A 25,156-nucleotide genomic window follows, 5' to 3' on the forward strand; every position below is an offset into this window, starting at 1 on the left:
ATTCCCTACTCCATTCCGCAGCTCGACAACGGTACGACCGAATACGTCCGACACCCGGGCGACCTCGTCTCAGACGGACGCACGCATGTCAATATAGAAGGCTTCCAATCCGGACTCGGATGCGTGAACAGCTGGGGACGGCTGCCATTACCCGAATACCGGATGCCGTATAAGGACTATGAGTTCAGGTTCCTGCTGAAACCCGTAACCGGAGGCAGGTAAAAAATCGCCGGACCATCCGGAATAAACACATCGGCGGGAGTTGCGTTCTCAAAACGTAACTCCCGCCGATTATTATATTACACGATCCGATTACTGTCCCCAACCTGGGTTCTGCTTGCACTTGGGCATCATGTCGAGATCGCGCTGCGGAATGGGCAGCAACTCGTGACGGCCCTTGATGATGTATTTGGCAACCGCATAATTGGCATTGGAATACCAGTTCACCAACTCCTGGGCAGTCTCCATAACACGATCGTAATAGATACCCCAGCGGATCAGGTCTTGCTTGCGATGGCCCTCGAAACAGAGTTCATAGGCACGCTCCTTGCGGATCGCCGTGCGCAGGTCCTCACGCGAAAGGCCATAGGAAAGGTCGTGCTTCGTATCGCCGAAACCGCGGCGGCGCACGGCATTCACGGCGTCCACGGCATCGACAATCGAACCGCCCGACTCATTGAGCGCCTCCGCAAAGAGCAGCAGCACATCGGAATAGCGCAGAATGTACCAGTTGACATTCGACTTGTCGTTATTGACGATATAGTTCGACGTTTCGACATATTTTTCGGTATCCCACTTGGCCGGCGTGAAGAGCTGGCGCTGCTTGTTCTTCTGATCCTCAGAGGGATTGGGACTCGAAATGGTCGAGAAATAGGTGATCGGGCCGCTGCCCAGCGTATGATCGTACTTGTAATCGGCGATCGAGAGTTTCATGCGGGGGTCGTTCTGCGCCTCCCAGTCGCGGGTAAACGAATAAACAACCTTCCAGTTGGCGGCATTGCGTCCGCGCTCGCCGTCAATCGTGGTGGCCGATACGCCATTCCATTTGCCGATGCGGCCGGCCGTATTGTCGCTGTCGAGACCCGTCGGCGAGTAGAACGACACTTCGATCAGGCTTTCGCCCGCATCCCAGATACCGTTGCAGGTGTTCTTCCAGACGGTTTCGTAGTCGGAGATCAGGCGGTGCTTGCCCGATTCCACGACGCGGCGGGCGACCTTCTCGGCCTCGGCCCACTTCGATTCGTCCTTCACGGGATAACCGGCCCATGTACAGTAAACCTTGGCCAGCAGGCCCAATGCGGCACCCTTCGAGAAACGATAGGCGTTGCTCGTGCGCTTGGTGTCGTCGACGGCCCAGGGAAGCACCTCGGCGGCATATTTCAGGTCCTCTTCGATATAGGCATAGACATCCTTTGCGGCAGCCTGTTCATAGTCCTCGTCCTTCTTGCGCGAATCGGCCGTCGAGGTCATCAGCACGACATTGCCGTACCAGCGCACCAGTTCGAAATAGAACAGCGCGCGCAAAGCCCGGGCCTCGCCCAGATAGATGGCCGCCAGTTCGCGGTCCGAAGAGCCCCAGCTGTCCATGCGGCCCGAAACGGTCTCGATGAAGTCGTTGGCATCGTAAATCGCCGAGTAGAGCTGCTGCCACGTGCGGGCAATCTGCGACGTCGAGGCGTTGTGGGAGTTGGTCGGAATCTCGCGGAACGAGGTCGTCGAACTGCCCTCGCACTGAGCGATGTCGGTCGAAATCGTGAACAGCAACGACAGATGGTACGAATAGGTGTACTCATTCGCCAGGTTCTTGTAAACACCTTGGAGGACCGTCTCGGCCTCCTTGGCGTTGTTCAGGTAATTGCCCTTGCCGGTCTCCGAATAGGATTCCTCGTCGAGCAGGTCGGAGCACGAGGCGAGCAACAGACAGAACGGCATGCAGTATAAAAGTATCTTTTTCATGGTTTTCATCGTATTAGAAAGTCAGATCAATACCGAACGTATAGACTTTGCTCTTCGGATAGGCACCCCAGTCGAGCGAAGGAGTCATGGGATTCGACGCGCGCATGTTCACCTCGGGATCGTAGCCCTTATAACCCGTCACCACGAAGAGGTTCTGGGCCGTGAAATAGAGGCGCAGCTTCGAAACATAAAACTTGCGCGTCCACTGCTGCGGGAAGGTGTAGCCCACCGTCAGGTTTTTCAGTCGCAGGAACGAACCGTCCTCGATGAAACGCGAATAAATCTCGTTCTTGATGTATCCGTCCCAGGCCGGCACCTTGTTCGAAGCGTTGGTCACCGTCCAGCGGTCGGCCGTCTCGGCCATCAGGTTGGCACGCTGGTCCTGCGTCTGCGAAGCATAGATGCGGGTGGCGTTGTAAACGTCGTTGCCGTAGTTGAACTGGAACATGAAGCTCAGGTCCACGCCCTTGAACGAGAAGGTATTGGTGATACCGCCGTACCACTTGGGCGTACCGTTGCCGATCACCGTACGGTCGGCCGTGGTGATGACGCCGTCGCCGTCGGTATCCTTATACTTGACCATACCCGGCTTCACGGGCACTCCGGCATGGTCCGAAATGTCGGTGACACCCTCTTTGAGCATATACTCACCCGTCGCGGCGTTGACATTGAAATCCGAAGTCTGATAAACCCCGTCGAAAACGTAGCCGTAGATCAGACCCAACGACTGACCGACGCGGGCCGTATAGTCGTAACCCGTGTAGTCGCCGTTCCAGCTCGCCGAGGTCTGCATCTCCTTCGCTCCACCGGCCAGCGCACGCAGTTCGTTGCGGATGAACGAGATGTTGAAATCGGTCGTCCAGCGGAAGCCGCTTTTCGAGGCGATGTTAGTCGAGTTGATTGCGATCTCAATACCCTTGTTACGAATCTTGCCCACATTCTTCCACTGCGAGGCGAAGCCCGAAACATAGGCCCGGTTGGCAGCCATCAGCAGGTCCTTCGTATCTTTGAGGAAGAAATCGGCCGTGATGTTCAGGCGGTTGCGGAACAATCCCAGGTCGATACCGACGTTAGTGCTCTGCGAAGCCTCCCACTTGATGTCCTCGTTTTGCAACTGCTTGGGCGACAGCACCGTGATAACATTGTTCCCGTAACCGTACTTGCCCTGCGAATAGAGTTCCAGCGAAAGGTAGTTGGTGATGCGGTCGTTGCCCACGACACCCCAGCCGGCGCGCAGCTTCAGGTTGGAAACGACATCCTGTTTCTTCATGAAATTCTCCTCCGAGATACGCCATGCCGCCGAGAACGACGGGAAATAACCCCACTTGTGATTCTTGCTGAACACCGTCGAACCGTCGGCACGGACCGTCGCCGTGAAGAGATAGCGGTCGCGGTAATTGTAGTTCCCGCGGGCGAAGAACGAAACGAGCAGCTTGTCCGAACGGTTCGAATTCGCCGTCGTCGGCGTAGCGCCCAGCCCGAGGTTGTTGTTGGCCAGGTTGTCGAACGGGAAATCCGTAGCCCCGGCCAGCAGGTATTCCGTTCCCTGGAATGAGGTCTCCTGTCCGAGCATGACGTCGAACGAATGCCCCTTATTACGCTTATACTTATAAGTCAGGTAATTGAAATTCGTCCAGCGAACGTTGCGGGTCATGCGGGTCGAACCATAGGGAGTCTGGCCGTTGCGGTAGGCCTCCTTCGATCCGTCCTGGTAGAAGACGTAGTTGCGCGCATTGGAGGTGTTGTAGGTTCCGGCGGTGCGGAAAGTCCATCCCTTGCCGAAATCGATGTTCAGCGCCAAGTTGCCCGACCACATCTCGGTCTTCGTGGTGTTGATCACCGACTCGGCCTGCTTGATGGGGTTCACCTGCGACAACGATTCCGAAGATTCGAGTTCCAGCGGGTCGATCGACGACGCCAGCAGCTCCTCGTCGGTCATCTTCAAACCCGCCGTGGGACGCGCGCGCAAAATCTGCGCCAGCATGTTGAAGCGGCCGTTGTCGCCCGAAGTACCCACACCGCGCTTGTCGGTGTTGGCGTAGTTGACCGTGGCCTCGATCGACACGGCCTTCGAGATTTTATGGCTCACGCGCATCTTGGCCGTGATCTTGTTGAAGGCGCTGTTCTTGAAGATACCGTTTTCGAGGAAGTCGGCGAACGAGAAAGCGTACTTGGTCTTGTCGTTGCCGCCCGAGATCGAAACGTTGTGGTCCTGCGACCAGGTGGGACGGAACGTTTCGTTCTGCCAGTCCACACCTCCCAGCCCCACATAGTCGTCAATCGACTGATAACGATAGGGAATGCCGTTGTCGTCGTCACCGGCCTTGTAGTAAGTCGAACCGAACTTGTCGGGCCATGCCTCGGTTTGCAGTTTCACGAACTCGTAAGGCGAAAGCAGGTCGAGGGTTTTGGAGATCTGGCGATAGCTGGCCGAACCGTTGTAGGTCACAACGGGACGTCCTACCTTTCCGGACTTGGTCGTCACCATCACCACGCCGTTGGCGGCGCGCGAACCGTAAATGGCCGACGAAGAGGCATCTTTGAGCACCTCGATCGACTCGATGTCCGAGTTGGAGAGGTAGTCGATGTTGTCCACCTGGAACCCGTCGACGATGTAGAGCGGTGAAGTGTCGCCGTTGACCGAACCGACACCGCGCACCTTGATATCGAAACCCGCACCCGGGGTACCGTCCGTAGCGGTGATCTGCACACCGGCGATCTGGCCTCCGAGGGCCTCCATCACCGAACCGGTTTTGAATCCTTCGACATCCTTCGAGGATACCGAAGCGACCGAACCCGTCAGGTCACCGCGTTTCACGGCGCCGTAACCCACGACCACCACTTCGTCCATGACGTTCGCTTCGGGAACGAGTTTGATGTCCAGCCGGGTCTGTGCGGCGATCGTCACCTCCTGAGGTTTATAGCCCAGGTAGGAAAAAACCAGCACGTCGCCTTTCTTGACCGGAATCGTGAACGTACCTTTCAGATCGGTCGAAACGCCCTGCGTCGTACCTTTGACCACGACGTTGGCTCCGATAGCCGGCTGGTCATTCTCATCGACGACCTTACCCGTTATCTTGTTCTGGGCCGACGCCGCGAAGGCCAGCATCAGGGCGAGAAGGGTCAGCACCCCTCTCAGCCCGAAAGCCCGGTTTATCATGTATTTCATAGGTTTCATGTTCAGTTAGGTTAAAAATTCTCGTCGAACCAGACGGCCATGTAGATAAAGTTCTTGGTTCCCGACGCATCGAGGTCCGCGAAAGTTCCGGTCGTCGTGTAGGGAGCCTGGAAGATCAGCACGCCGTTGGCATAAGCGCCGTCGAGCATCCACTTGTTGGCCGGGATGTACATCTTGAAGTCGGTACCGCAGTCGATGTACCCGATCTTGGCCGTCAGGTTGGCAGCGACGCTACCGCTCGTCAGCTCGTAGTAGGACATCGGCTCGCGGGAACCGGCATTGACGGTGCTGCCGAAATAAGAGCCCCACATGCGATAGATAAATGTCGTGGAGGTGGCATTGAGCTGCCCGCTGACATGCGACGACGGACCGTTAAGGTTGTAATAGAAAATATTGCGTTTCAGCGAGATCATGAAATTCGACTTGTCGGCATCAATCGTCGGAGCTTCCGAATATCCGCCCGTACGCGGGTTGACACGGAAAACCAACGGTTTGTAAACCACGACCTTATCGACAGCAGTCTGGGTCTTCGTGAAGAGATAAGTCGAACGGGTAATGGCCGTTTCGCCCGTACCGATCGTAGCGTCGACCTTAATGACGCCGATCTGACCGGCACGGTCGTTACGGAACGTCAGGTGCAGCGTACCATCGTCGGTGACATAGGATTTGGCTGCTGCCGTCCGGAACGGATTGTTGTGGACATAGGTCATTTTGAACGTAACCTCCCGGCCAGCAAAATCCTCCTGTGCCACCGGAATATCTACGGTGGTGTCTCCTTTCGCATCACCTTGCATGTCAAAGACGTGCTGATCGGCGTTGGTCTTCCAGTCCAAACCGAGGTTATTGCCGTAGCTGAACGTCGTGAACATGTTCGGATTCTGGATCACGGTCAGCGTGAGCATGACCTCGACGGGCGTTTCGCTCTTCATGTTCGAAGCCCGAACGGGAACTTGGTAAACACCCGGAGCAGCCGTAATTCCGCGCAGCGAGGAGACTTCGCCCGTCGCCTCATCGACCGTAAGCTGGCCGGCCAGCGCCGCGGGCACATCGCCCAGCGAGAAGCTCGCCTCATCGCCGACAAAACCGTCGGTCTTCGGGGCTTTGAAATTCGTACCTTCGACCACCTCGACGGGAGCGTAGGAGAAGGTTTCGGGCTCGATCGGAGCGATGTATTCGATCACGGTCAGCGTATAGGCACCCTCGAAATCGGTCGAACCGAAACTGTTCGACACCGTAAGGTCGAGCGTATAGGAGGCGTCGATGGGCAGTTCGCTGTCTGCATCAACCGAAATGACACCCGTTGCAGGGTCGATCCTGATCTTGTCGGTCGTCTCGAAGCCCTCGGCCGGAGTCACCTTTTTGATGGCCCACACTACCTCGTCGGGAGAACCTTTCAGCGTCGGCGCCGGACTTTGGAAAGCCATATTGTACTCCATACGCCCCGAAACCGAAGGATAGCGGATTTCCAGCGGTTCGCTGGTGATCCGTGCCGTCAGCAGGTTTTCGTAAACCGCAGCGCCGGCATAGGTCGTGATGCGGATCGGCAGAGGGTAATCGCCCGGCATGATCTCGCCCGAGAAGTTCGCGTTGAGCGTCACGACGCCTTTGCCCGAAATGGCGAAATATTCCTCGCCCTCCGTCTGCACCAGCGCATAGCCGAGAATCGACACCGACTCGCCCACCGGCGTTACCGTGACCGAAGCCTTGGTGGTCTCCAATTCGGCATAGGGGATCACGAGTGCCGGCTCGCTCACCTCGATCGCCTCGGGGGCGGCGGGAACCATCCGTACCACGAAGATATCCGTGAAGCGGTAGACACCGCCGCCGGCCTGGCAGGCGATGGTCAGTTTGTAGGTACCGGGCTCGAGATCGTCCGTATTCGAGATGCTGACCATACCGGTATCGGCACCGATCGAGAAGCACTCGGTAGCGACGGACTTGTCGTCGAGCGTAATGCCCGCAATCGAGAAGTTGGACGGCGCGGGACCGTAGTAGGTCGGGGTACCCGACACGAAATTCATCGAAGGACCGATGTCCACGACCGTCGGGTAGAAGAGCTGCAGGTCGCCGCTCTTGGTATCATCGTCTTCGCAGGCCGCGAGCACGACCGCACAAAGGGCGGTCAGCGCTGCGAAACATACGTTTCGAAACAAGGATTTCATAGGTTATAGCGGTTTTAAGGTTACAGGGTATAGGACAACGCAGGATAGGAAACGCCCCCGACCTGCACGCGGACCGAACCGCCGGTCTCCGACCAGTCGCCCAGCGTGATGCTGACCGTCTCGGCCGAAGCATCGGACGTCGGCAGCAGCACCGTGGCATAACGTACGACAGGTTCGTCAGCCGTTTTGGTCAGGTTCAGCTGGTAAGCCTTGCGCTCCGAAGTCTGGTTAATGTTGTAGGAGACGAAGCCCGTTTTCTTGACGAAGGCTCCCGACTTGCTCGCCTTGGTGCGCACCAGCAGGTTGTTGCTGTCGGTGAACGCCGTATGGAAACCACCCTCTTCCACATCGTACACCACCTGCGAATCGTTCCCTTCGGTGATGTTGAAATTCAGGTTGACGGTACCCTCGGCCGAACCGTAAGCCTCGTCGAGAATCACATAGAACTTGTCGTCGACCATGAAGATCGTACGGCGGTGAGTCAGCCCCGTGTAGGACGGATTCTCCAGCACCAACGCCTCGTACCAGTGGCCCGAGCCCGATTTGGAGAACTGTTTGAGCAGTTTGCCGTCGCTCGAAACGTTCTTGCCGTCGAGCGTGACGGTGTTGTGGGCCGTCGAAGCGGCGTATTTGCGGCGTGAAGCATTCGATTCGGAGGTCCCGCCGTAGGAGAAGCAACCCGAGTCGGGGAAGAAGTTACGTCCTTTGATCCACAGTTCGAACGTATTGTTGTCGTACTGGCGGTGCCACTGCGCGCCGTTGTGACCGCCGCTGGGGTTGTCAGGGGTGTTTTGCAGCACCATCATCATATCGGCCGTCGTCCAGCCCGTACGCATCACGTAGTAACCGCCGTCAGGGAAAGTTTTGACCTTGGTCTCGGGAACCGTACCCTCGGTGCCGCCCGTCGCCATCCAGTGCATCTGCTCGTTGTCCGGGAAGAGGTTGTAGTAGTTGGTAAGGTTACGCTGAAGCACCCGTGCGGTCCATGTGGCACGGCGCGTATCGGCCATATTGGGCACCGTATAGTCGGGATAGATCATGTTCATCACCACGTCGGTCATCTTGCGCATCGACTCGACGTAGCTCGCCGGGAAACGGCTCTCCTCGCCGTTGCGCCGCGCCACATCCAGCGATACCCGGAAATCCTCGATACCCGAGATGTGGTAGTGCAGGTCGCCGTCCATCAGCCAGCCGTCGGGGAAATACTGCGCCGTCACCTCACGGCTCAGGACGCTCGTACCGCTCTGCTTCCACGTCGCAGCATTCTTCAGCTCGGGGAACAGCATGCCGGCAAAAGTCACGGCCTGTGCCTGTGTAATCAGATGGTTGGAAGTCGTCGAATAGTTGTTCACGATGTGGTTGGCGTGCTCGTCGAGATGCTTCAGCACCTCGGACAGCCACTCGACCGTGACGGAGGGCGACTGCTGGTAATACTCCAGCAGGGCGCACTGGTCGATCAGTCGGGCAGCCACATCGAGCGGACGCCACGAAGCGTGGTTGGTCACATCGGTCCCCTGCTCGGGCTTGGGATTCTGTTTCAGCCAGTCGCCGTAGACCTCGATCCAGTTCAAGGCGTATTTCTCGTCCTGCAACGAATAGTAGGTCTTGGCCTGCGGAACCATCCACTGGTGGCGGTGGAGCTGATAGCGCTGTTCCTGCTCGCGGGTAGGCCAAATCGTCCAGTCGATGCCCGTACCCTCGGAATTCAGGTAGGAATAAGGCACATTAGCCTCTCCGGCATTGGGATCGTAATAGTTGTTGACATAGAAACGGTAGTCGTTTTCGCGGAGCGCATAATCGGCCCAGCGCTGGTCGTTGGTTCCAAGCGTCACGTTCGAAAGGTCGACATTGGGATTCAGTCCGTGCGTACGCGAACGGTAGTAGTTCAGCAATTCCTGCAACGCCATATAGTAATCGCCGGCATCGTAAGCGCGTTTCACCTTCGTCAGGCCGCTGTAATCGAGGTTCAGCACCTCGAACACGCTGGCGTCGATGCCCTCGTTCATCGACCCCGAACCGCTCTCGACCCACTCTTCGGCCTTCTTCATCTCGGGGAAGATCGTACCGGCACGGAACACGGCATGCGCCTCCGTAGCCTTCACGTCGGTATCCTCCGAATAATGTGTCCTGACATGCTCGGCCTGCTCGGCGAGATTCGCCAGGAATTTCGAAAGCAGCTGCGGCGTGAAAGAGGTCGACTGCATGAAATAGTAGAGCAGGTCGCACTGGTCCTCGACACGATAAGCCACATCGATCGGACGCCAGGCATACAATGCCTCGCGCGACTCCTCGGGCTGCGTGGCGGGATCGGCCTCGTAGTCCACCTCGCCCGTCGGGCGGGGATATTTCTCCAGCCAGTCCTCGTAGACTGTCACCCATTCAGTAATATAGGTCTCGTCGAGCGACGTACGGTAAGCCTTTCCCTGCGGAACCATCCACTGATGGCGGTGTACGCGGTAGCGCTGTTCCAGGTCACCCGTCGGGCAGACGGTCCAGTCGACGGCCTTGGATTTCAGGTAGGAGTAAGGCACGTCGCCGTCCATATAGTCCTCCACGTAAAAACGGTACTCGTTGGCGATAAGCGCCTGGTCGGCCCACACCTGCTCCTCGGCGGAGATCGAGGGTGCGATCAGGTTGACATTGCCGTTGATTACGTCAGTCCGGCCACGGTAGTATTCCAGCAAAGCCTGCGCCGCCAGATAGTGCTGATCGGACTCATAGTAGGTTTTCACGGCGGCAAGACCGGGATAATCGAGATTCAGGGCGCTGAACACGCCTGCATCGATCACGCTGTTGTCGGGGATCGTCGGCTCCGTGGAGCCCGTTCCGCTGCCGTTGTCCGATCGTTCCAGATCATCCGACAGGCAGCCTGCCGTGAACAGGACAGCCACGATGAATCCGAACGCCGGAATTTTAGTAAAAATGCGTTTCATAGATTATAGGTGGTTTTAGGTTTTCTAAAGTCAGGATCAGATCCGCCGCGGATCGAGGCCCCGCAGCGACAGGTAGCGCCCGATGGCTTCGAGGTAGTAGTAGTCCGCATAGTTGAGCGGCGTGTCGATCTCGCTGTCGGCAGGCAGGTGACCGACGCTGTGCATCAGGATAAAGCCGCCGTTGGTGCCCTTCCCGGCCAGATAGGCGTCCGACGAAAGGTTCATCAGCAGCGTCTCGGCATAGTCGAAGTACTTTTTGCCCTCGCCCTCGGGAACCAGCGTCGAGAGTTCGAACAGCGCCGAAGAAATGACCGCGGCGGCCGAAGCGTCGCGCGGAGCGTCGGGAATGTTCGGGGCATTGTAGTCCCAGTAGGGAATGCGGTCGGCAGGGGTGTTCGGATGGCGCATGATGAAATCGGCGATCCGTTCGGCATGTTTCAGGTATTTCTCATCGCCCGTCTCGCGGTAGCACATCGTGTAGCCGTAAAGGCCCCACGCCTGTCCGCGGGCCCACGCCGAAGAGTCGGAGTAGCCCTGGAACGTGCCCCGGCTCTCGACCGTGCCGTCGTCGTTGTAGCTCACGACATGGAACGAACTGGCGTCGTCGCGGAAATGGTTTTTCATCGTGATGTCGGCATGGCGGACCGCCACGTCGCGGTAGACCGGATCGCCCGTGTGCTTCGAAGCCCAGAAGAGCATTTCGAGGTTCATCATGTTGTCGATGATGACCGGGTAGTTCCACTCGCCGAAATCCCACGAGCGGATCAGGCCGATGCGGGGATCGCAGCGCGAAATGAGGCTCTTGGCGGCCTCGACGATCACCTCTTCCGAGTGCTGGTCATGCAGCGTCTCCATCTGCTGGCCGAAGCTGCAGAAGACCATGAATCCCAGGTCGTGCGTCCCTTTATAATATTGTATACCCTCCAGCCGGTCGGTGTATTTCCGGGCTTCGGCCAGGAGTTTTTCGTCGCCCGTAAAGCGGTAGCACTGCCAGAGCGAGCCGGGGAAGAATCCGCTTGTCCAGTCCTTCGCGTCGACGGCACGGAACTTGGGCATCAGCGAACGGGGAAAGCAGTTCGTCGTGTCGAGTTCGGCGGCGGCGTCCAGCAGTTGACTGTCGGCAACCTCGACGGCATGTTTCAGGGATGCGATTTTGGGGTCGCGATCCGCAGAGCACGAACCCAGTACGAACAGAGAGAGGAGACCCAGAATGGGGAGAAAATTTCTTCTCATGAGCAGTTCAGGTTTTTTGGTTTAGGTTTTACATGTTTCGGTAAGCAAAATTACCGATAAGCCCCTGCATGCACCCTGAGAATTGAAGAATTGATTTTAAAAACCGCTCAAATAAATTTTGAATTTGTGCAACCGGATGCGGAATTTGTCCAAAAACAGCTCTGGAAGGGCTTTCCGGCGAGGTCGGAACAAACGCCGAAACCGGGCCGAAAAAGCACAAAAAACGGGAGTTCCGTTTGCAGAACTCCCGTACAGTATGCTGTCGCAGGCTATTTCAGCGGCGAATCGGGCTCCTTGGACATCACCAGGTAGAACATCCGGTCGAGGAACGCAGGGGCGAATTTCTTCACGAAATGCGTGGCGCGCCCTTCGTTCTCCATCAGGCAGAGGCGCTTGCGGCGGAGAATGCCCTTCGCCACGATGCGGGCCACCTCTCCGGCGGTCATCATCTTCGCCTCGTCGCGCGGGGTCTCGCCCTGCTGCGACCCGTCGGCCGTAAGGGCCGAAAAACGGACGTTCGAAGCGGTGAATCCCGGACAGGCGATCATCACGTGCAGCCCCTTTTTGAGGTTCTCGATGCGGAGCGTCTCGAGAAATCCCGTCATGGCGTATTTCGAGGCCGAATAGCCCGTGCGGCCGGGCAGTCCGTGCAGTCCCGCCACGGACGAGATGCCGACGACCGAACCCTTCGACGCCTGCAGGTACGGCAGTGCATACTTGCAGCAGTTGACCGTGCCCCAGAAGTTGACATCCATCAGTTTGTGCAGCACGCCGAGGTCCACGTCGTCGAAAATCGCGCGCATCGAGATACCCGCGTTGCAAATCAGCACGTCGATCCCCCCGAACTCGCGGACGGCGGTGTCGATCAGCTCCTTGCATTCGGCAGGATCGGTCACGTCCACCCCGCAGTAGGCCGCCTGGCCGCCTTTCGAGCGGATGTCGCCCGCCAAAAGCTGCAATTTCTGGACGCTGCGCGCCCCGAGCACCACTTTCGCGCCCTGCGCGGCATACTCCTTCGCCATCGCCTCGCCGATACCCGACGAAGCGCCCGTGATGACGATGACCTTATTTGCCAATGTTTTCATCTGTTTCCTTTATTTCGATTTCCAATGTGTCGTAAGCCATGTGCACACCCGCCGGAAGCATCGTCTCCGTCACGGCATGCAGGCCGATTTCGTGGGACATGTGCGTAATATACGCTTCGCGCGGTCCGACGCGGCGGATCAGCGCCAGCGCCTCCCCGAGGTTGAAATGCGACGGATGCACGGCAAAACGCAGCGCGTTGACCACCAGCACCTCCACGCCGCGGAGTTTCCCGACCTCGGCATCCCCGATGGTTTTGAAGTCGGTCAGGTAGGCCAGCGGCCCGATGCGGTAACCCGTGACCAGAAAGCGCTCGGAGTGGTGTCCCGAAACCGGAACGATCTCCACGCCTTTGACCGTAAAGGGATGCGCAACATCGACCTCGTGCAGTTCGATCTCCGGGACGCCGCGGTATTTGTCCTGCGCGAAGGCATAGTCGAAATCCTTGCGCACGCACTCCAGCGTCCGCGGAGCGGCGTAGATGTGGACCTTATGGACGGTCGGCGGGTAATCGACGAAATTGAAAGCCCTGACGTCGTCCAGGCCGCCGATGTGGTCCTTGTGTTCGTGGGTCAGCAGGATAGCGTCGATATGCCGCACGCCCGTGCGGAGCATCTGCCAACGGAAATCGGGCCCGGCGTCGATCACCAGCCTTATGCCCTGCGTCTCGACCATGGCCGACGTGCGCAGGCGGCTGTCGCGCCGGTCCGCCGATGTGCAGACCTTGCAGCGGCAGCCGATGACAGGTACGCCCTGCGAGGTCCCGGTTCCCAGAAAGGTGAGTTTCATAGGACAAAGATAGCAAAAAATACCTCAATGCGAACCCGGTTTTTCGATTATCGCGGAGCAGGTTTTGTCCTGACGCAATCCGGCCCGGACGGGACATACACGACGTATTTCCCGTTCGGGCCGGACAAGGCAGGGCGAAAAAGATGCCCGTGAGAATCAAAAACCGCTCTCGATGTTCCAGACAAAGGCCCTCGACCCCTGCATCTTGGTCGCGGCATCCAACTCGCGGAAGGCATCCATCAGCGGGGCGACCTTCTCGTCGTCGACGATGGTCAGGATCGAAGCGTTCATCGAAGGCCATGCGTGCGTACCGTAGTGGGGTTCGCCGTCGACAGAGCCGCGGCCCTCGGTCAGCGCCCATTTGGTGAAGCCGCGGATGCCCTGCTCGTCGAGGATGGCGTTCACCCGGTCGGTCAACGCCTGGTTGTAAGATAAAAAGACTGCTTTCATAATCGTTTTTCCGTATTAATGTTTGCTCGCCTGATGTTGGGCCGACAACTGGGCCAGCTTCTCCTTCTCCTTGCGCTGCGAACGGTTCACGAGGATCGAGTAGAGCACCGGAACGATGAACAGCGTGAGGATCGTCGAGAACGTCAGACCGCCGATCACGGCGATACCCATCGGCTGCCAGGTCTCCGAACCGGCGCCCGTGCCGATAGCCAGCGGAAGCATACCCAGAATGGTCGTGAACGAGGTCATCAGCACCGGACGCAGACGGCTCTTGCCGCCGGCGATCACGGCGTCGAAGACGCCCGAGCCGCGCTCGACCAAAAGGTTCATGTAATCCACCATCACGATACCGTTCTTCGTCACGATACCCACGAGCATGATGGCTCCGATCAGGGCGATGAGCGACAGCGGCGTGGAGGTCATCCACAGCGCGAGGAACACGCCGGTGAAGGCGAACGGAATGGTGAACATGATGATGAACGGGAATTTCAGCGACTCGAACTGCGTGGCCATCACGATGTAAACCAGAATGACGATCAGGATGAGCAGCGTTCCCAGGTCGCCGAAGGCGTCGCCCTGGTCCTCGACCGTACCGCCGACCTCGAGGTCCACGCCGTCGGGTGTGGGATAGTCGGCGATCAGCCGGTTGACTTCGGCCACCACGTCGCCCAGCGCGACGCCGGCTCCGAGGGTCGACTGGACCGAAATGACACGCTGGCGGTTCTCGCGCTCGATCATCGGCGCGGCGTACTCCTCCTCGACGGTGCCCACCTCTTTGAGTTTCACGGGGCGGCCCTGCGCGTTGTAGAGCGTGATGTTCTCCACATCCTCGATGCGGTTGCGGAACGGCTCGGCGTAGCGCACGATGATGTCGTACTCGTCGCCGTCCTCGCGGTATTTCGAGGCCACGAGGCCGTCGATGCGGTTACGCACGGCCTGCGACGCCGTGGCGCTGCTGATGCCGTAGTACGACAGGCGGTCGCGGTCGAAGACGACGTTGTACTCGGGACGCAGGTCGTCGCGCGAAAGTTTCACGTCACGCACGCCGTTCAGGTGGCTCATCTTCTCTTTGAGGTCGTTGGCAATGGCGTTCGTCACGTCCATGTCATAGCCGAAGACTTTGACGTTGACCGTCGCCGAACCGCTCATGCTGCCCGACATGCCGCCCGGGGTCACCGTGTACTGGCGCACCTCGGGAATGTTGTCGAGGTCCTCGCGCAGCAGGTCGGAAATGACATAGATCGAGCGGTCGCGCTCCTCCACGTCGGTCAGGCGCATGTTGTAGTTGATGATGTGCGACCCGGTGGTCTGCATCGCCGCGAAGGCGTTGTCCGATGAGTTGGCGCCGGCCGACGCCGAGACGAGCACGATCTCGGGATATTTCGCATACATGATGCTGTCGATCTGCCGGGCGATGCGCGCCGTATAGTCGACGCCGATGTTCTGCTCCAGCTCGATCATGGCCGAGATACGGCTGTTGTCCGAAGGCGGGAAGAACTCGGTCGGGACGCGCGTCAGCAGCCCCAGCGACACCACGAAGACCGACATCATCGAGAAGAAGGTGATCCGGCGGTGGCGCACCACCCAGTTCAGCGAACGGGCATAGGCGCCGTCGAGCCATTCGAGGGCCCGGTCGATGGGCTTGTAGATCACGCCGAGACCCTTGTAGTCGTGGACGCCGCCCTCGAGCTTCAGGAGGTAGGCCGACATCATCGGGGTCAGCGAGATGGCCGCCATGGTCGAGACGCAGACCACGATCGTCACGATCCAGCCCAGCTCGCGGAACAGGATACCCGCCATGCCCGGCACCATCGTCAGCGGCAGGAACACCGCGACAACCACCAGCGTCGTGGCAATGACCGACAGCCACACCTCGTTGGTGGCGTAGATGGCCGCCTCCTTGGGGTTCGAGCCCCGTTCGATATGCGTCGTGATGTTCTCCAGCACCACGATGGCGTCGTCGACGACCATACCGATGGCGATGGAGAGCGACGAGAGCGAGATGATGTTGAGCGTGGAGCCCGTGGCGAAGAGGTAGATGAACGAACAGATCAGCGACACGGGGATGGTCATACAGATAATCAGCGTCGCGCGCCACCGGCCGAGGAAGATCATCACCACCAGCACCACGAAGATAAAGGCGTAGAGAATGGTCTCCGAAAGCGACCCGATAGCGTCGGTAATCTCCTGCGAACCCTCGAAGATCAGCTCCATCTTAACGTCTTTCGGGAGGGTTTTCTGGATGTCAGGCAGGCGCGACTGGATTTCGTGGACGATGTTCACGGTGTTGGCGCCCGACTGCTTCTGGAACATCACGCGCACGCCGCGCTGGCCGTTGACGCGCTCGTCCATCGTGGACTTCTCGAGCGTGTCGCGGATTTCGGCCACATCGGAGAGTTTCACCGTGCGGCCCCCGGCGTTCGACACCACGACCTTGCGCAGTTCGTCCGAGAGTTTGAACTCGCCGTCGGCTTTGATGTTGAAGGTGTTGTTGCCGATGTCGATCGTGCCGCTGGGGATGTTGACGTTCTCCGAGGCGATGATCTGTCCCAACTGCTCGACCGTCAGGTTGTAGGCTTCGAGCTTGGCGGGGTCGACGTTGACCTGCACCTCGCGCTCGGGAGCGCCCACCACCGACACGGCGCCCACGCCGTCGACGCGGTTCAGCACGTTGACCAGCTTGTCGTCGAGGATCTTGTTCAGCGCCGGATAGCTCTCCTCGGCCGTGACGGCAATCATCATCACGGGGATCATCGAGGTCGAGAATTTGAAGATCGTCGGGTAGTCGATGTCGTCCGGCAGCATCGACTGCACACGCGACACCACGTCGCGGATTTCATTGGCCCCCTCGTTGAGATCGGAGCCGTATTCGAACTCGACGGTAATCATCGAGACGTTGTCCTGCGACTTGGAAGTCAGCTTTTTGAGGTTGCTCACCGTATTGAGGTTGTCCTCCAGCACACGGGTAATGTTGGTCTCGATGTCGGCGGCGTTGGCGCCGGGGTACATCGTGATGACCGATATCTGGGGTATCTCGATCTCGGGATACTGGTCCACGGCCAGGTTCATCAGCGAGAAGAGTCCCATGACCATCACGCCGACGAACAACAGGATCGTCGAAATCGGTTTGCGGACCGCGCTTTCGTAAATTTTCATTGGAAAGGGGCTGTTTTAGTCTTTTTTAATTTCCACGGCTGCCCCGTCGAAGAGTTTCGACAGCGCCGTTACGGCCACCGGTTCGCCCGGCTCGACACCCGACAGGATGTCCACGCGGTCGCCGACCTGACGGCCCACTTTGATCGAACGGCGCTCGGCAACCGAGTCGCCCACGATGACGTAGAGGTAACGCTCGGCCGAACCCACCTGCTTCTGCACGGCAACGTCGGGAACCATCACGCCCTCTTTGCTGCCCATGTCGAACGTCGTGCGGGCGTACATGCCCGGACGCAGCGTACGCTTGGCGTTGGGAACTTTGACCTCGACCTTAAAGGTGCGGGTCGAGGGGTCCAGCGCCGGATAGATCAGCGACACCGTGCCCGTAAACTCCTCGTCGGGAAAGATGTCGACGGTCAGTTTCACCGGCATACCCACTTTCACGCTGGCGAAATACTGCTCCGAAATGTTGGCGATGACCTTCAGCGGGTCGATCTGCATGATGTGCAGGATCGGCTGCTGGGCGAACAGGTCGCCCGACTCGTAGTTGCGGGCCGTCACGACGCCCGAAATCGGCGAACGCACCTCGATATTCTTCTTCAGGTTGGCCACCACCTCGCGCTGCACGTCCAGCTGGGCCTTGGCCTGCTCGATCTGCTGGGCCGAGATGCCGCCGGCCTCGTAGACGGGCAGCAGACGGTTGTAGTCGTCCTCGACGGTCTTCAGCTGCACCAACTGCTGGGTGTACTGCGTGGGATCGAGCGTCACGATCAACTGACCCTCGCGCACCGGATCGCCCACTTCGACATAAATCTTGTCGATGTGCACGCCCGAAGCCGCCGGAGTGATGTCGTTCTCCTTGTAGGGTTCGATCTCGGAGGTGAACTCCTCGGTAAGCCGCACCGTGGCCGTTTCGGCCCGGGCGGTCTTGGTGAGCACGCTCTTCTCCTTCGTGACGACAGCGGCTTTCCGGCCGGTACAGCCTGCCAGCAAAGCGACTGCAAATCCTAAAAATACGATTCTTTTCATAGGTTTTATCTTGTTTTTCATTACTTACTGGTTTTCACGTCCCACGATGCGGTCGTACTCGGCCTTGGCCGAAAGGTAGTCGTAGATCGACTGCGAGAAGTTGAGCTGCGCCTGCGTCTGCGACAACTGGGCGCTGTTCAGCTCGAGGATCGTGCCCGCACCCGCGCGGTAACGGGTGTCGGAAATCTTATACGCCTTGCGGGCCTGCTCGACCGTGAGTTCCTGGGCGTACATCGTCTCGCGGGCCGTCAGCAGGTCGTTCAGCGCCGAGCGCACCTGCACGTCGATCTGCTGGCGGGCATAGTCCCGCTGGAGCGAAAGCTGCGCAATCTGGTTCTTCAGCTCCCGAGACTTGTTCATCTTCGTCAGGCCCGAGAAGATCGGCACCGACAGTTGCAGTCCGACCGAGATCGGATGGGTCCAGAAATATTTGGAGTTGTCCGTACCTTCGCCCATGCCCAGGAAAGGCTCCATGTCGTTACCCGTGTAGGAGACCGTCCCGAAGGCCGCGAGCGTCGGCATGCGGCCCGCATTGGCTGCTTTGAGCGAACGCCGCAGCACCTCCTCCTGCAATTCGAGCGAACGCAGGTCGGTGTTCTCCGAAACATCGGTCGTCAGGCCGTCGGTTCCCGCCAGCACGTCGTCGCGCAGGGCGTCCAGCTCGCCGACCACGTCGATCTCCACGTCCTCGGGAATCGAAAGGTACATCTTCAGCATCAGCTTGGCCAGTTTGATCGAATTTTCGGTCTGGAGGATCGTGGGCTTCAGGTTGCTCAGCTGCACCTGGGCCGTCAGCAGGTCGTATTCCGACATCAGGCCGTTGTCGTACTGCACCTGCGTATCGTCCACCGTGCGCTGTACCGTGGCCTCCGATTCGCGGAGCACTGCGAGCGACTGCTCGGCCAGCAGGATGTTATAGAAGGCTTTCTTCACCTCGGCGGTCAGGTCGATGCGCGAGGCGCGCGCCGCCTCGACGGCCGTGGCCATCTGCGCCTCGTTCATCTTCAGCGTGCGGTAGACCGACGGCGCGAAGAGCGGCAGCGACAGGTCGCCCTGCACGGCAAAGGTGTTGTCGGCGCCGAAGGAGATGCCGCCGCGCATCTCCGACTTCACGATCGAGCGGGTGTAGCTGCCCGACGCCGAGAGCTGCGGCAGCAGGTTACCCCACGTCTGGCGCTTCACGTAGTCGTAACGCTGCACCTCCATTTCGGCGACCTTGACGGTCGGGTTCTCGCTCAGGGCAAGATCGAGCGCCTCGGGAAGCGTCAGCCGCATCTGCGCCGAAGCGCCCGCGGTGCCGGCGGCCCAAAAGCCAAAAATCAAAAAAAGTCGTTTCATCATTATTCGGAAAATTATATTGTCGTTGTCATTCATGCAGACGATCTGCACGGGCATATATTTTACGGACGGCTCCTTTCACCCCTCACCGCCGGTTGTTTTCGGGTTTGCCCGGTTCGTAGCGTTTCAGGTAATCGTCGATGAGTTCCAGCCCCTTGGCCGTGGAGATGCCGCGGAAGAAATTGCTGATGATCTGCACGAAAGCCTCGCGCTCGGTCATGCCATCGGGCAGGATGAGGTCCTTGCGCATGGTGATTGCCGAAGCAGTGTAGTAAAGCACCGTGATGGCCAGATCGAGGTTGAAAGCCTCGGTGAAAAGCCCTTCGGCAATACCCGTTTCGAGCATCCGCTGCAAATCGAGACGGCTTTGGGCAGCTCCTTCGCGCATCAACTTGGAGTGAACGGCCGGATAGAACTTGCGCAGGTTGCCCAGCAACCGCTGTATCACCTCCGACTCGTCCGCCACGCATCCCAGCACCATAAACATCGCTTCGAGCACGTTGCGCGCACCGACGCAGGCTTCGGCCCGTTCGACACGCTTGCTCTCGAAAAAACGTTCCATCGCAAGGTAGAGCAGCCCCTCCTTGTCGCCGAACAACTCATAAAGCGTCCTTTTCGAAACGCCCAGTTGTTGCGCGATGTCGTCCATACGCACCGATTTGATGCCCTGGGTGACGAACATCTGCATAGCCTGTTCTATAATTCGTTCCTTCTGGTCCATGATCCGATCCGATTGATACGGATGCAAATATAGACAAGGAAACTTATGAAACAAAAAAAGTTTTCTGTTTTCGGTGGTTTTTTAACGAATCCGACAAAAAAGGAGCAGTCGAGGACTGCTCCATGCGATAATAAACACCCAAAAATCAGATTTCTTCGGGCAGTCCGAAGGGAACTTCGAAGATCATCCGGCAGCCCTCGGTGTAAGAGGAATCGACCCGCAGGCTTCCGCCCAGCTTGGCGGCGATCAGCCGGCAGACGGGCAGTCCGAGCCCCGTCCCCTGGGCAAAGGTGTCGAGTTTGACGAAACGTTCGAAAACCGCCTCCTGCTTCTCCGCGGGGATGCCCGGGCCGGTGTCGGAAATCGTGAAGAGCATCGTCCGCTCGGGGATTCGGCACGTATAGGTCAGGATGATCTCGCCCTCGACGGTGAATTTCGCAGCGTTGTGCAGTAAGTGCTGGAGCACCTGCACCACCCGCTTGGAATTGATATGCAGCACGGGGTCCTCGGCCGACGGCTCGAAAATCATCGTGACGCCCGCTTTGAGCTGCGACAGCGCCTTGGCCACACACTCGTGGCAGCGGTTGTTGACCGAGCAGTAGTCCGTACGGGGCAGCGCATCGGTCTGGTCGAGATAGGCGATGTCGAGCACGTCGTCGACCATTCGCAGCAGGCTGAGGCTGCTGGCCTCGATGATCGAGACATACTCCTCGACCGTCGGGTCGTTGCGGAATTTCGAAACGAGCACCTGCGAGAATCCCATGATCGAGTTGAGCGGCGTGCGCACCTCGTGCGACATGCTCTGGATGAAATTGCTTTTCATCCGGCTCGCCTGTTCGGCGCGCTCCTTGGCCGTGCGGAGCTCCTCCCCCACAGCCATAAGGTCCCGGTTCTGGGCCTTAACCACCTCCTCGGAGGCTTTCAGGCGACGGTTGAGACGCACCAGACGCGCAAGTCCCAGTCCGCCCAGCAGCAGCACACCGCCCATCAGCGTAATGATCAGGTCGGTATTGCGCAGCTGCCTCTGCCGCAGAACCGCTTCATCCGCGCGTTCCTCGCGGCCGGATGTCGTCCCGAGGCTGTCCGCCGCGGAATTCACGTGTTCCGGCCCGGCATACGCCACCGGGGCGCATACGAAAAAGGCGGGGACAAAGAGGAGGAACAGGCGGAAGCAGACGGGACGGAGCATCGGGGAAATTTGTTTATTTTACAAATATAGCACTAATCCCGCTGATAATCAAATTTCGGAGCTCCAAGTGAACAAAAAAGGCCGCCTCGGAAAAACCGGGGCGGCCGTACGGAAAAACGTTCGGATTATTTGGTGACCCGTTCGAGCCAGCGTACCATCGAGAGCATGACGAGCATCGACAGGCCGCAGGCAGCGACGAACACGGCCCACGTAGCCCACATCGGGGTATGGAGGTAGAGCCATCCGCCGACGAACAGCAGGGCGTTGCCCACGGCCGTAGCGGCCAGCCAGAAGCCCTGCATCAAACCCTGCATATGGGGAGGCGCCACCTTCGACACGAATGCGAGGCCCAGCGGCGAGATGAACAGCTCGGCCACGGTGAGGATGAAGTAGAGGCCCACCATCACCCACGGGGTAACCAGCAGCGATTGCACCTCGTCGGCACGCATGCCGGCCAATTCGGTCTTCGTCGGCAGGGCCAGCGAGAAGAGCATCAGGAAAACATAAGCCGCAGCCGCGATGCCCATGCCGATGGCGATCTTCATCGGGGTCGAGACCTCGATGTTGCGCTTGCGCAGCCAGCCGAAGAACCACATGATGATCGGCGTGAGGAAGACGACGAAGAAGGGGTTGACGCTCTGGAATATCTCCGCGCCTTTGATGGTCGTGAAGCCCAGGTCGATGTTGATGACGTCGAGGTTCACGTAGTCACGGGCGAAATAGGTCAGCGAATAGCCGTTCTGGTGGAACGACACCCAGAAGAAGATCACCACGCCGAAGACGGCGAACAGGGCGTAAATGCGCTGGCGGATCTCCTGCGCGGACATCTTTACCTCCTCGGCCGAGGCTTTGGCGCCCGAAGCGGACTTTTTCGAAGGATCGGGGAACTGCCTGCGGTTGGCCATGTAGATCACCAGCGAAATGAGCATCATCACGATCGCCGCGATAAAGGCGTAGTGGAAACCGCGGTTGAAGACGTCGAGGTAGGTATTGCAGAAAGCGCCGAGGTCGCTCACGGGCGTACCGTCGAGGTGCGCCGCCGAAGCGTAGGAACTGAGGTTCGAAAGTCCCTCGCCGACCATGTCTTCGCCTTTGGCCAGGTATTCGTGGCACAGCGCGGGGAGTTTGGCGTTGTAGTCGAAATTGTTGACCTTCAGCCACCAGTTGCGCACGCCGATAGCGACGAACGGGGCGAAGAAACCGCCGATGTTGATGAACATGTAGAAGATCTGGAAGCCCGATTCACGCTTGGCGCTGAATTCGCTGTTGTCGTACATCTGGCCCACCAACGCCTGCAGATTGCCTTTGAAAAGGCCGTTGCCGAAGGCGATCACCAGCAGTCCCAGACAGGTCAGCGTCAGGTAAAGCCCCAGATTCGGCACGGGCGTCGGCGTCGGGATGGCGATGAGCAGGTAACCCACGCTCATCACGATCAGGCCCCACATGATCGTAGCCTTGTAGTTCTTGGTCTTGTCGGCAATGATACCGCCGACCAGCGCCAGCAGGTAGATCGAAGCGTAGAAGCCCGAATAAATATACCCCGCGGTCGCCTCGTCCAGACCGAACTTGGACGAGATGAACAGGGTAAGGATAGCCATCATGATATAAAAACCGAAGCGTTCGCCCATATTGGCAAGGGCCGCCGCGATCAATCCTTTGGGTTGTCCTTTCATAAGATTTTTTTGGGTGTTAGTAAAGTGTTAGTAATAGGGATTCTTTTCAGTTTGCTGACAAAGATAAAAAAAAATCGGTATATTTGGTGTCGTAACGACACTTTTATCAGTCGGAAAGTTTTGCCGGGCCGCATGCGATTCGGTTTTGGTCCCGTCCGATTTTTTGCTATCTTTGTAAATAACCAGAAATTTCAGCCATGGAAAACACGACCCGGAAGCTGCCCATCGTCGAGCGCGACGCATGGCTGCAGCCCGTCGAAGAACATATCAACCGCCGTCATGCACAGTACGAGCGGCAGATGGAGCGGATCGCCGGTTCGTCGGGGTCGATCGTCGACTACGCCAACGGCTACCGCTATTTCGGCTGGCAGCGCGACGAGGCGCTCGACGGCTGGTGGCTGCGCGAATGGCTGCCGGGAGCGCACGACGTCTACGTCTTCGGCGATTTCAACAACTGGCAGCGCACCGAAATCCGCATGCACCGGGACTCCGCGGGGGTCTGGAGCGCCTTTTTCCCCACGGCGATGTACCGCGACCGGCTGGTCCACGGCTCGCTTTACAAACTCCACGTCCACGGCGACAACGGCTGGCTGGACCGCATTCCGGCCTATGCCGCGCGCGTGGTGCAGGACGAGGCGACGAAAAACTACACGGCCCAGTTCTGGAACCCCGCGGAGCCGTTCGACTGGCGGGGCGACGCTTTCGACGCCTCGAAGATCGGCAGCCTGTTGATTTACGAGGCCCATGTGGGCATGGCGCAGGAGCGCGAGGGCGTGGGCACCTACCGCGAATTCACCGACAAGATACTCCCGATCATCAAACGGGACGGGTATAACGCCGTGCAGCTGATGGCCGTAGCCGAACACCCCTACTACGGCTCGTTCGGCTACCACGTGTCGAGCTTCTTCGCCCCGTCGTCGCGCTGCGGAACCCCCGAGGAGCTGAAAGAGCTGATCCGCCGGGCGCATGAACTCGGACTGGCCGTCATCATGGACCTCGTCCACGCCCACTACGTGAAAAACCTCAACGAAGGAATCAACGAGCTCGACGGCACCGATCACCTCTATTCGCCGGCGGGCGAAGCGGGCTACCAGCCCTACTGGGATTCGAAACTCTTCGACTACGGCAAGGAGGAGGTGCGCCATTTCCTGCTGTCGAACGTCAAATACTGGCTCGACGAGTTCCATTTCGACGGCTACCGCTTCGACGGCGTGACCTCGATGATCTACCACCACCACGGCTATGTGACGTTCGACTCGCGCGACCGCTTCTTCGACACGGGTGTCAACGAGGAGGCCCTCCTCTACCTCACCCTCGCCAACCGGCTGACGCATGACTTCCTGCCGTCGGCGGTGACCATCGCCGAGGACGTGAGCGGCATGCCGGGCATGTGCATCCCGATCGCCGACGGCGGCGTCGGCTTCGACTACCGCCTCGGAATGGCCATTCCCGACTTCTGGATCAAACAGCTGAAAGAGGTCCCCGACGAGGAGTGGAACATCTGGGAGATGTGGTCCGTCATGACCGACCGCCTGCCCGAAGTGAAGACCGTGGCCTATGCCGAGTCGCACGACCAGGCGTTAGTGGGCGACAAAACCATCGCTTTCCGGCTGATGGACAAGGAGATGTATTTCCACATGGACCGCGCTTCGGAAAATCTCGTCATCGACCGCGGCATGGCCCTGCACAAGATGATCCGCCTGATGACCATCTCCACGGGCGGGCAGGCCTACCTCAACTTCATGGGCAACGAGTTCGGACATCCCGAGTGGATCGACTTCCCGCGCCAGGGCAACGGATGGAGCTACGCCCACGCCCGGCGGCAGTGGTCGCTGGCGAAAAACGGCCTGCTGCGCTATGCGTGGCTGGGGGATTTCGACCGGGCGATGATCCGGCTGGTGAAAAAATACAAGGTGCTCGAAGACGGCTATGCGTGGAACCTGCTGATGGACGAGCGCAACAAAACGATGGTTTTTTCACACGGCCGCCTGCTGTTCGTCTTCAACTGGCACCCCACGGCCTCGATCCCCGACTACGAACTTCCGGTGCAGGGCCCGGGCAAATATGTCCCGGTGCTCTCGACCGACGAGAGACGGTTCGGCGGGCAGGAGCGGCAGTCGATGGAGACCGAACATTTCTCGTTTCCCGCCAAGGGCGACGACGGGAAGGACTGCGCCCGTATCCGCATTTACAACACCTCGCGTACGGCGACGGTCTATCTGCGGAAAAAGTAGTCACCCAAACTTATTTTATTCATACTAAAAACTTA

General features: G+C 58.8%; 16 protein-coding genes. 2 read left to right on the forward strand and 14 right to left on the reverse strand.

What is annotated here, in order from left to right; translation table 11 throughout:
* A partial coding sequence (locus BLU78_RS12695) for a beta-galactosidase small subunit-related protein (RefSeq protein ID WP_143029410.1) occupies positions 1-222 on the forward strand: 222 nt, incomplete at its 5' end.
* Between the two features lie 90 nt (positions 223-312).
* On the opposite strand, the gene BLU78_RS12700 is transcribed toward BLU78_RS12695, so the two are convergent.
* From BLU78_RS12700 to BLU78_RS12765, 14 genes are all read right to left on the reverse strand, one after another.
* The gene (locus BLU78_RS12700; protein ID WP_026020655.1) at positions 313-1,956 is read right to left on the reverse strand and encodes a RagB/SusD family nutrient uptake outer membrane protein; all 1,644 of its coding nucleotides are present in this window, start codon (positions 1,954-1,956) and stop codon (positions 313-315) included.
* 13 nt (positions 1,957-1,969) lie between these two features.
* Entirely contained in the window at positions 1,970-5,125 is a 3,156-nt protein-coding gene (locus BLU78_RS12705; protein ID WP_010260988.1) for a SusC/RagA family TonB-linked outer membrane protein, read from the reverse strand.
* Between the two features lie 20 nt (positions 5,126-5,145).
* Positions 5,146-7,296, reverse strand: coding sequence for a surface glycan-binding family protein (locus BLU78_RS12710; RefSeq protein WP_010260990.1), 2,151 nt, complete (start codon positions 7,294-7,296; stop codon positions 5,146-5,148).
* A gap of 20 nt (positions 7,297-7,316) precedes the next feature.
* A complete protein-coding gene (hepC, locus tag BLU78_RS12715) occupies positions 7,317-10,229 on the reverse strand; it encodes a heparin-sulfate lyase HepC (RefSeq protein ID WP_010260992.1) in 2,913 nt (970 codons plus the stop codon).
* Between the two features lie 36 nt (positions 10,230-10,265).
* Positions 10,266-11,462 (reverse strand): glycoside hydrolase family 88 protein, encoded by a 1,197-nt coding sequence (locus BLU78_RS12720; RefSeq protein WP_010260994.1) that lies wholly within the window; start codon positions 11,460-11,462, stop codon positions 10,266-10,268.
* Positions 11,463-11,731: 269 nt separating this feature from the next.
* The gene (locus tag BLU78_RS12725; RefSeq protein ID WP_026020656.1) at positions 11,732-12,547 is read right to left on the reverse strand and encodes an SDR family oxidoreductase; all 816 of its coding nucleotides are present in this window, start codon (positions 12,545-12,547) and stop codon (positions 11,732-11,734) included.
* Positions 12,528-13,334 carry an MBL fold metallo-hydrolase gene (locus tag BLU78_RS12730; RefSeq protein ID WP_010260998.1) on the reverse strand — a complete coding sequence of 269 codons (807 nt, stop codon included), beginning with the start codon at positions 13,332-13,334 and terminating at the stop codon, positions 12,528-12,530. Before BLU78_RS12730 ends, BLU78_RS12725 begins: the two co-directional genes overlap by 20 nt.
* 156 nt (positions 13,335-13,490) lie before the next feature.
* Positions 13,491-13,784: a PG0541 family transporter-associated protein gene (locus BLU78_RS12735; protein ID WP_010261003.1), complete on the reverse strand. Its 294-nt coding sequence runs from the start codon at positions 13,782-13,784 to the stop codon at positions 13,491-13,493.
* A 15-nt stretch (positions 13,785-13,799) separates the two neighbouring features.
* The gene (locus BLU78_RS12740) at positions 13,800-16,940 is read right to left on the reverse strand and encodes an efflux RND transporter permease subunit (protein WP_010261006.1); all 3,141 of its coding nucleotides are present in this window, start codon (positions 16,938-16,940) and stop codon (positions 13,800-13,802) included.
* 15 nt (positions 16,941-16,955) lie between these two features.
* Complete coding sequence (locus tag BLU78_RS12745) at positions 16,956-17,966, reverse strand: efflux RND transporter periplasmic adaptor subunit (protein ID WP_026020657.1); 1,011 nt, start codon at positions 17,964-17,966, stop codon at positions 16,956-16,958.
* Positions 17,967-17,990: 24 nt separating this feature from the next.
* Positions 17,991-19,307: a TolC family protein gene (locus BLU78_RS12750; protein WP_026020658.1), complete on the reverse strand. Its 1,317-nt coding sequence runs from the start codon at positions 19,305-19,307 to the stop codon at positions 17,991-17,993.
* Positions 19,308-19,389: 82 nt separating this feature from the next.
* Positions 19,390-20,025 (reverse strand): TetR/AcrR family transcriptional regulator, encoded by a 636-nt coding sequence (locus BLU78_RS12755; RefSeq protein WP_026020659.1) that lies wholly within the window; start codon positions 20,023-20,025, stop codon positions 19,390-19,392.
* 145 nt (positions 20,026-20,170) lie between these two features.
* Entirely contained in the window at positions 20,171-21,214 is a 1,044-nt protein-coding gene (locus BLU78_RS12760) for a sensor histidine kinase (RefSeq protein WP_010261017.1), read from the reverse strand.
* A 125-nt stretch (positions 21,215-21,339) separates the two neighbouring features.
* Entirely contained in the window at positions 21,340-22,887 is a 1,548-nt protein-coding gene (locus BLU78_RS12765; RefSeq protein WP_010261020.1) for a peptide MFS transporter, read from the reverse strand.
* 197 nt (positions 22,888-23,084) lie between these two features.
* Between BLU78_RS12765 and BLU78_RS12770 the strand changes: the two genes are divergently transcribed.
* Positions 23,085-25,121, forward strand: coding sequence for an alpha-amylase family glycosyl hydrolase (locus tag BLU78_RS12770; RefSeq protein ID WP_010261023.1), 2,037 nt, complete (start codon positions 23,085-23,087; stop codon positions 25,119-25,121).
* Positions 25,122-25,156: the final 35 nt, after the last annotated feature.

The organism is Alistipes timonensis JC136 (genome assembly GCF_900107675.1).
Classification (GTDB): Bacteria; Bacteroidota; Bacteroidia; order Bacteroidales; family Rikenellaceae; genus Alistipes; species Alistipes timonensis.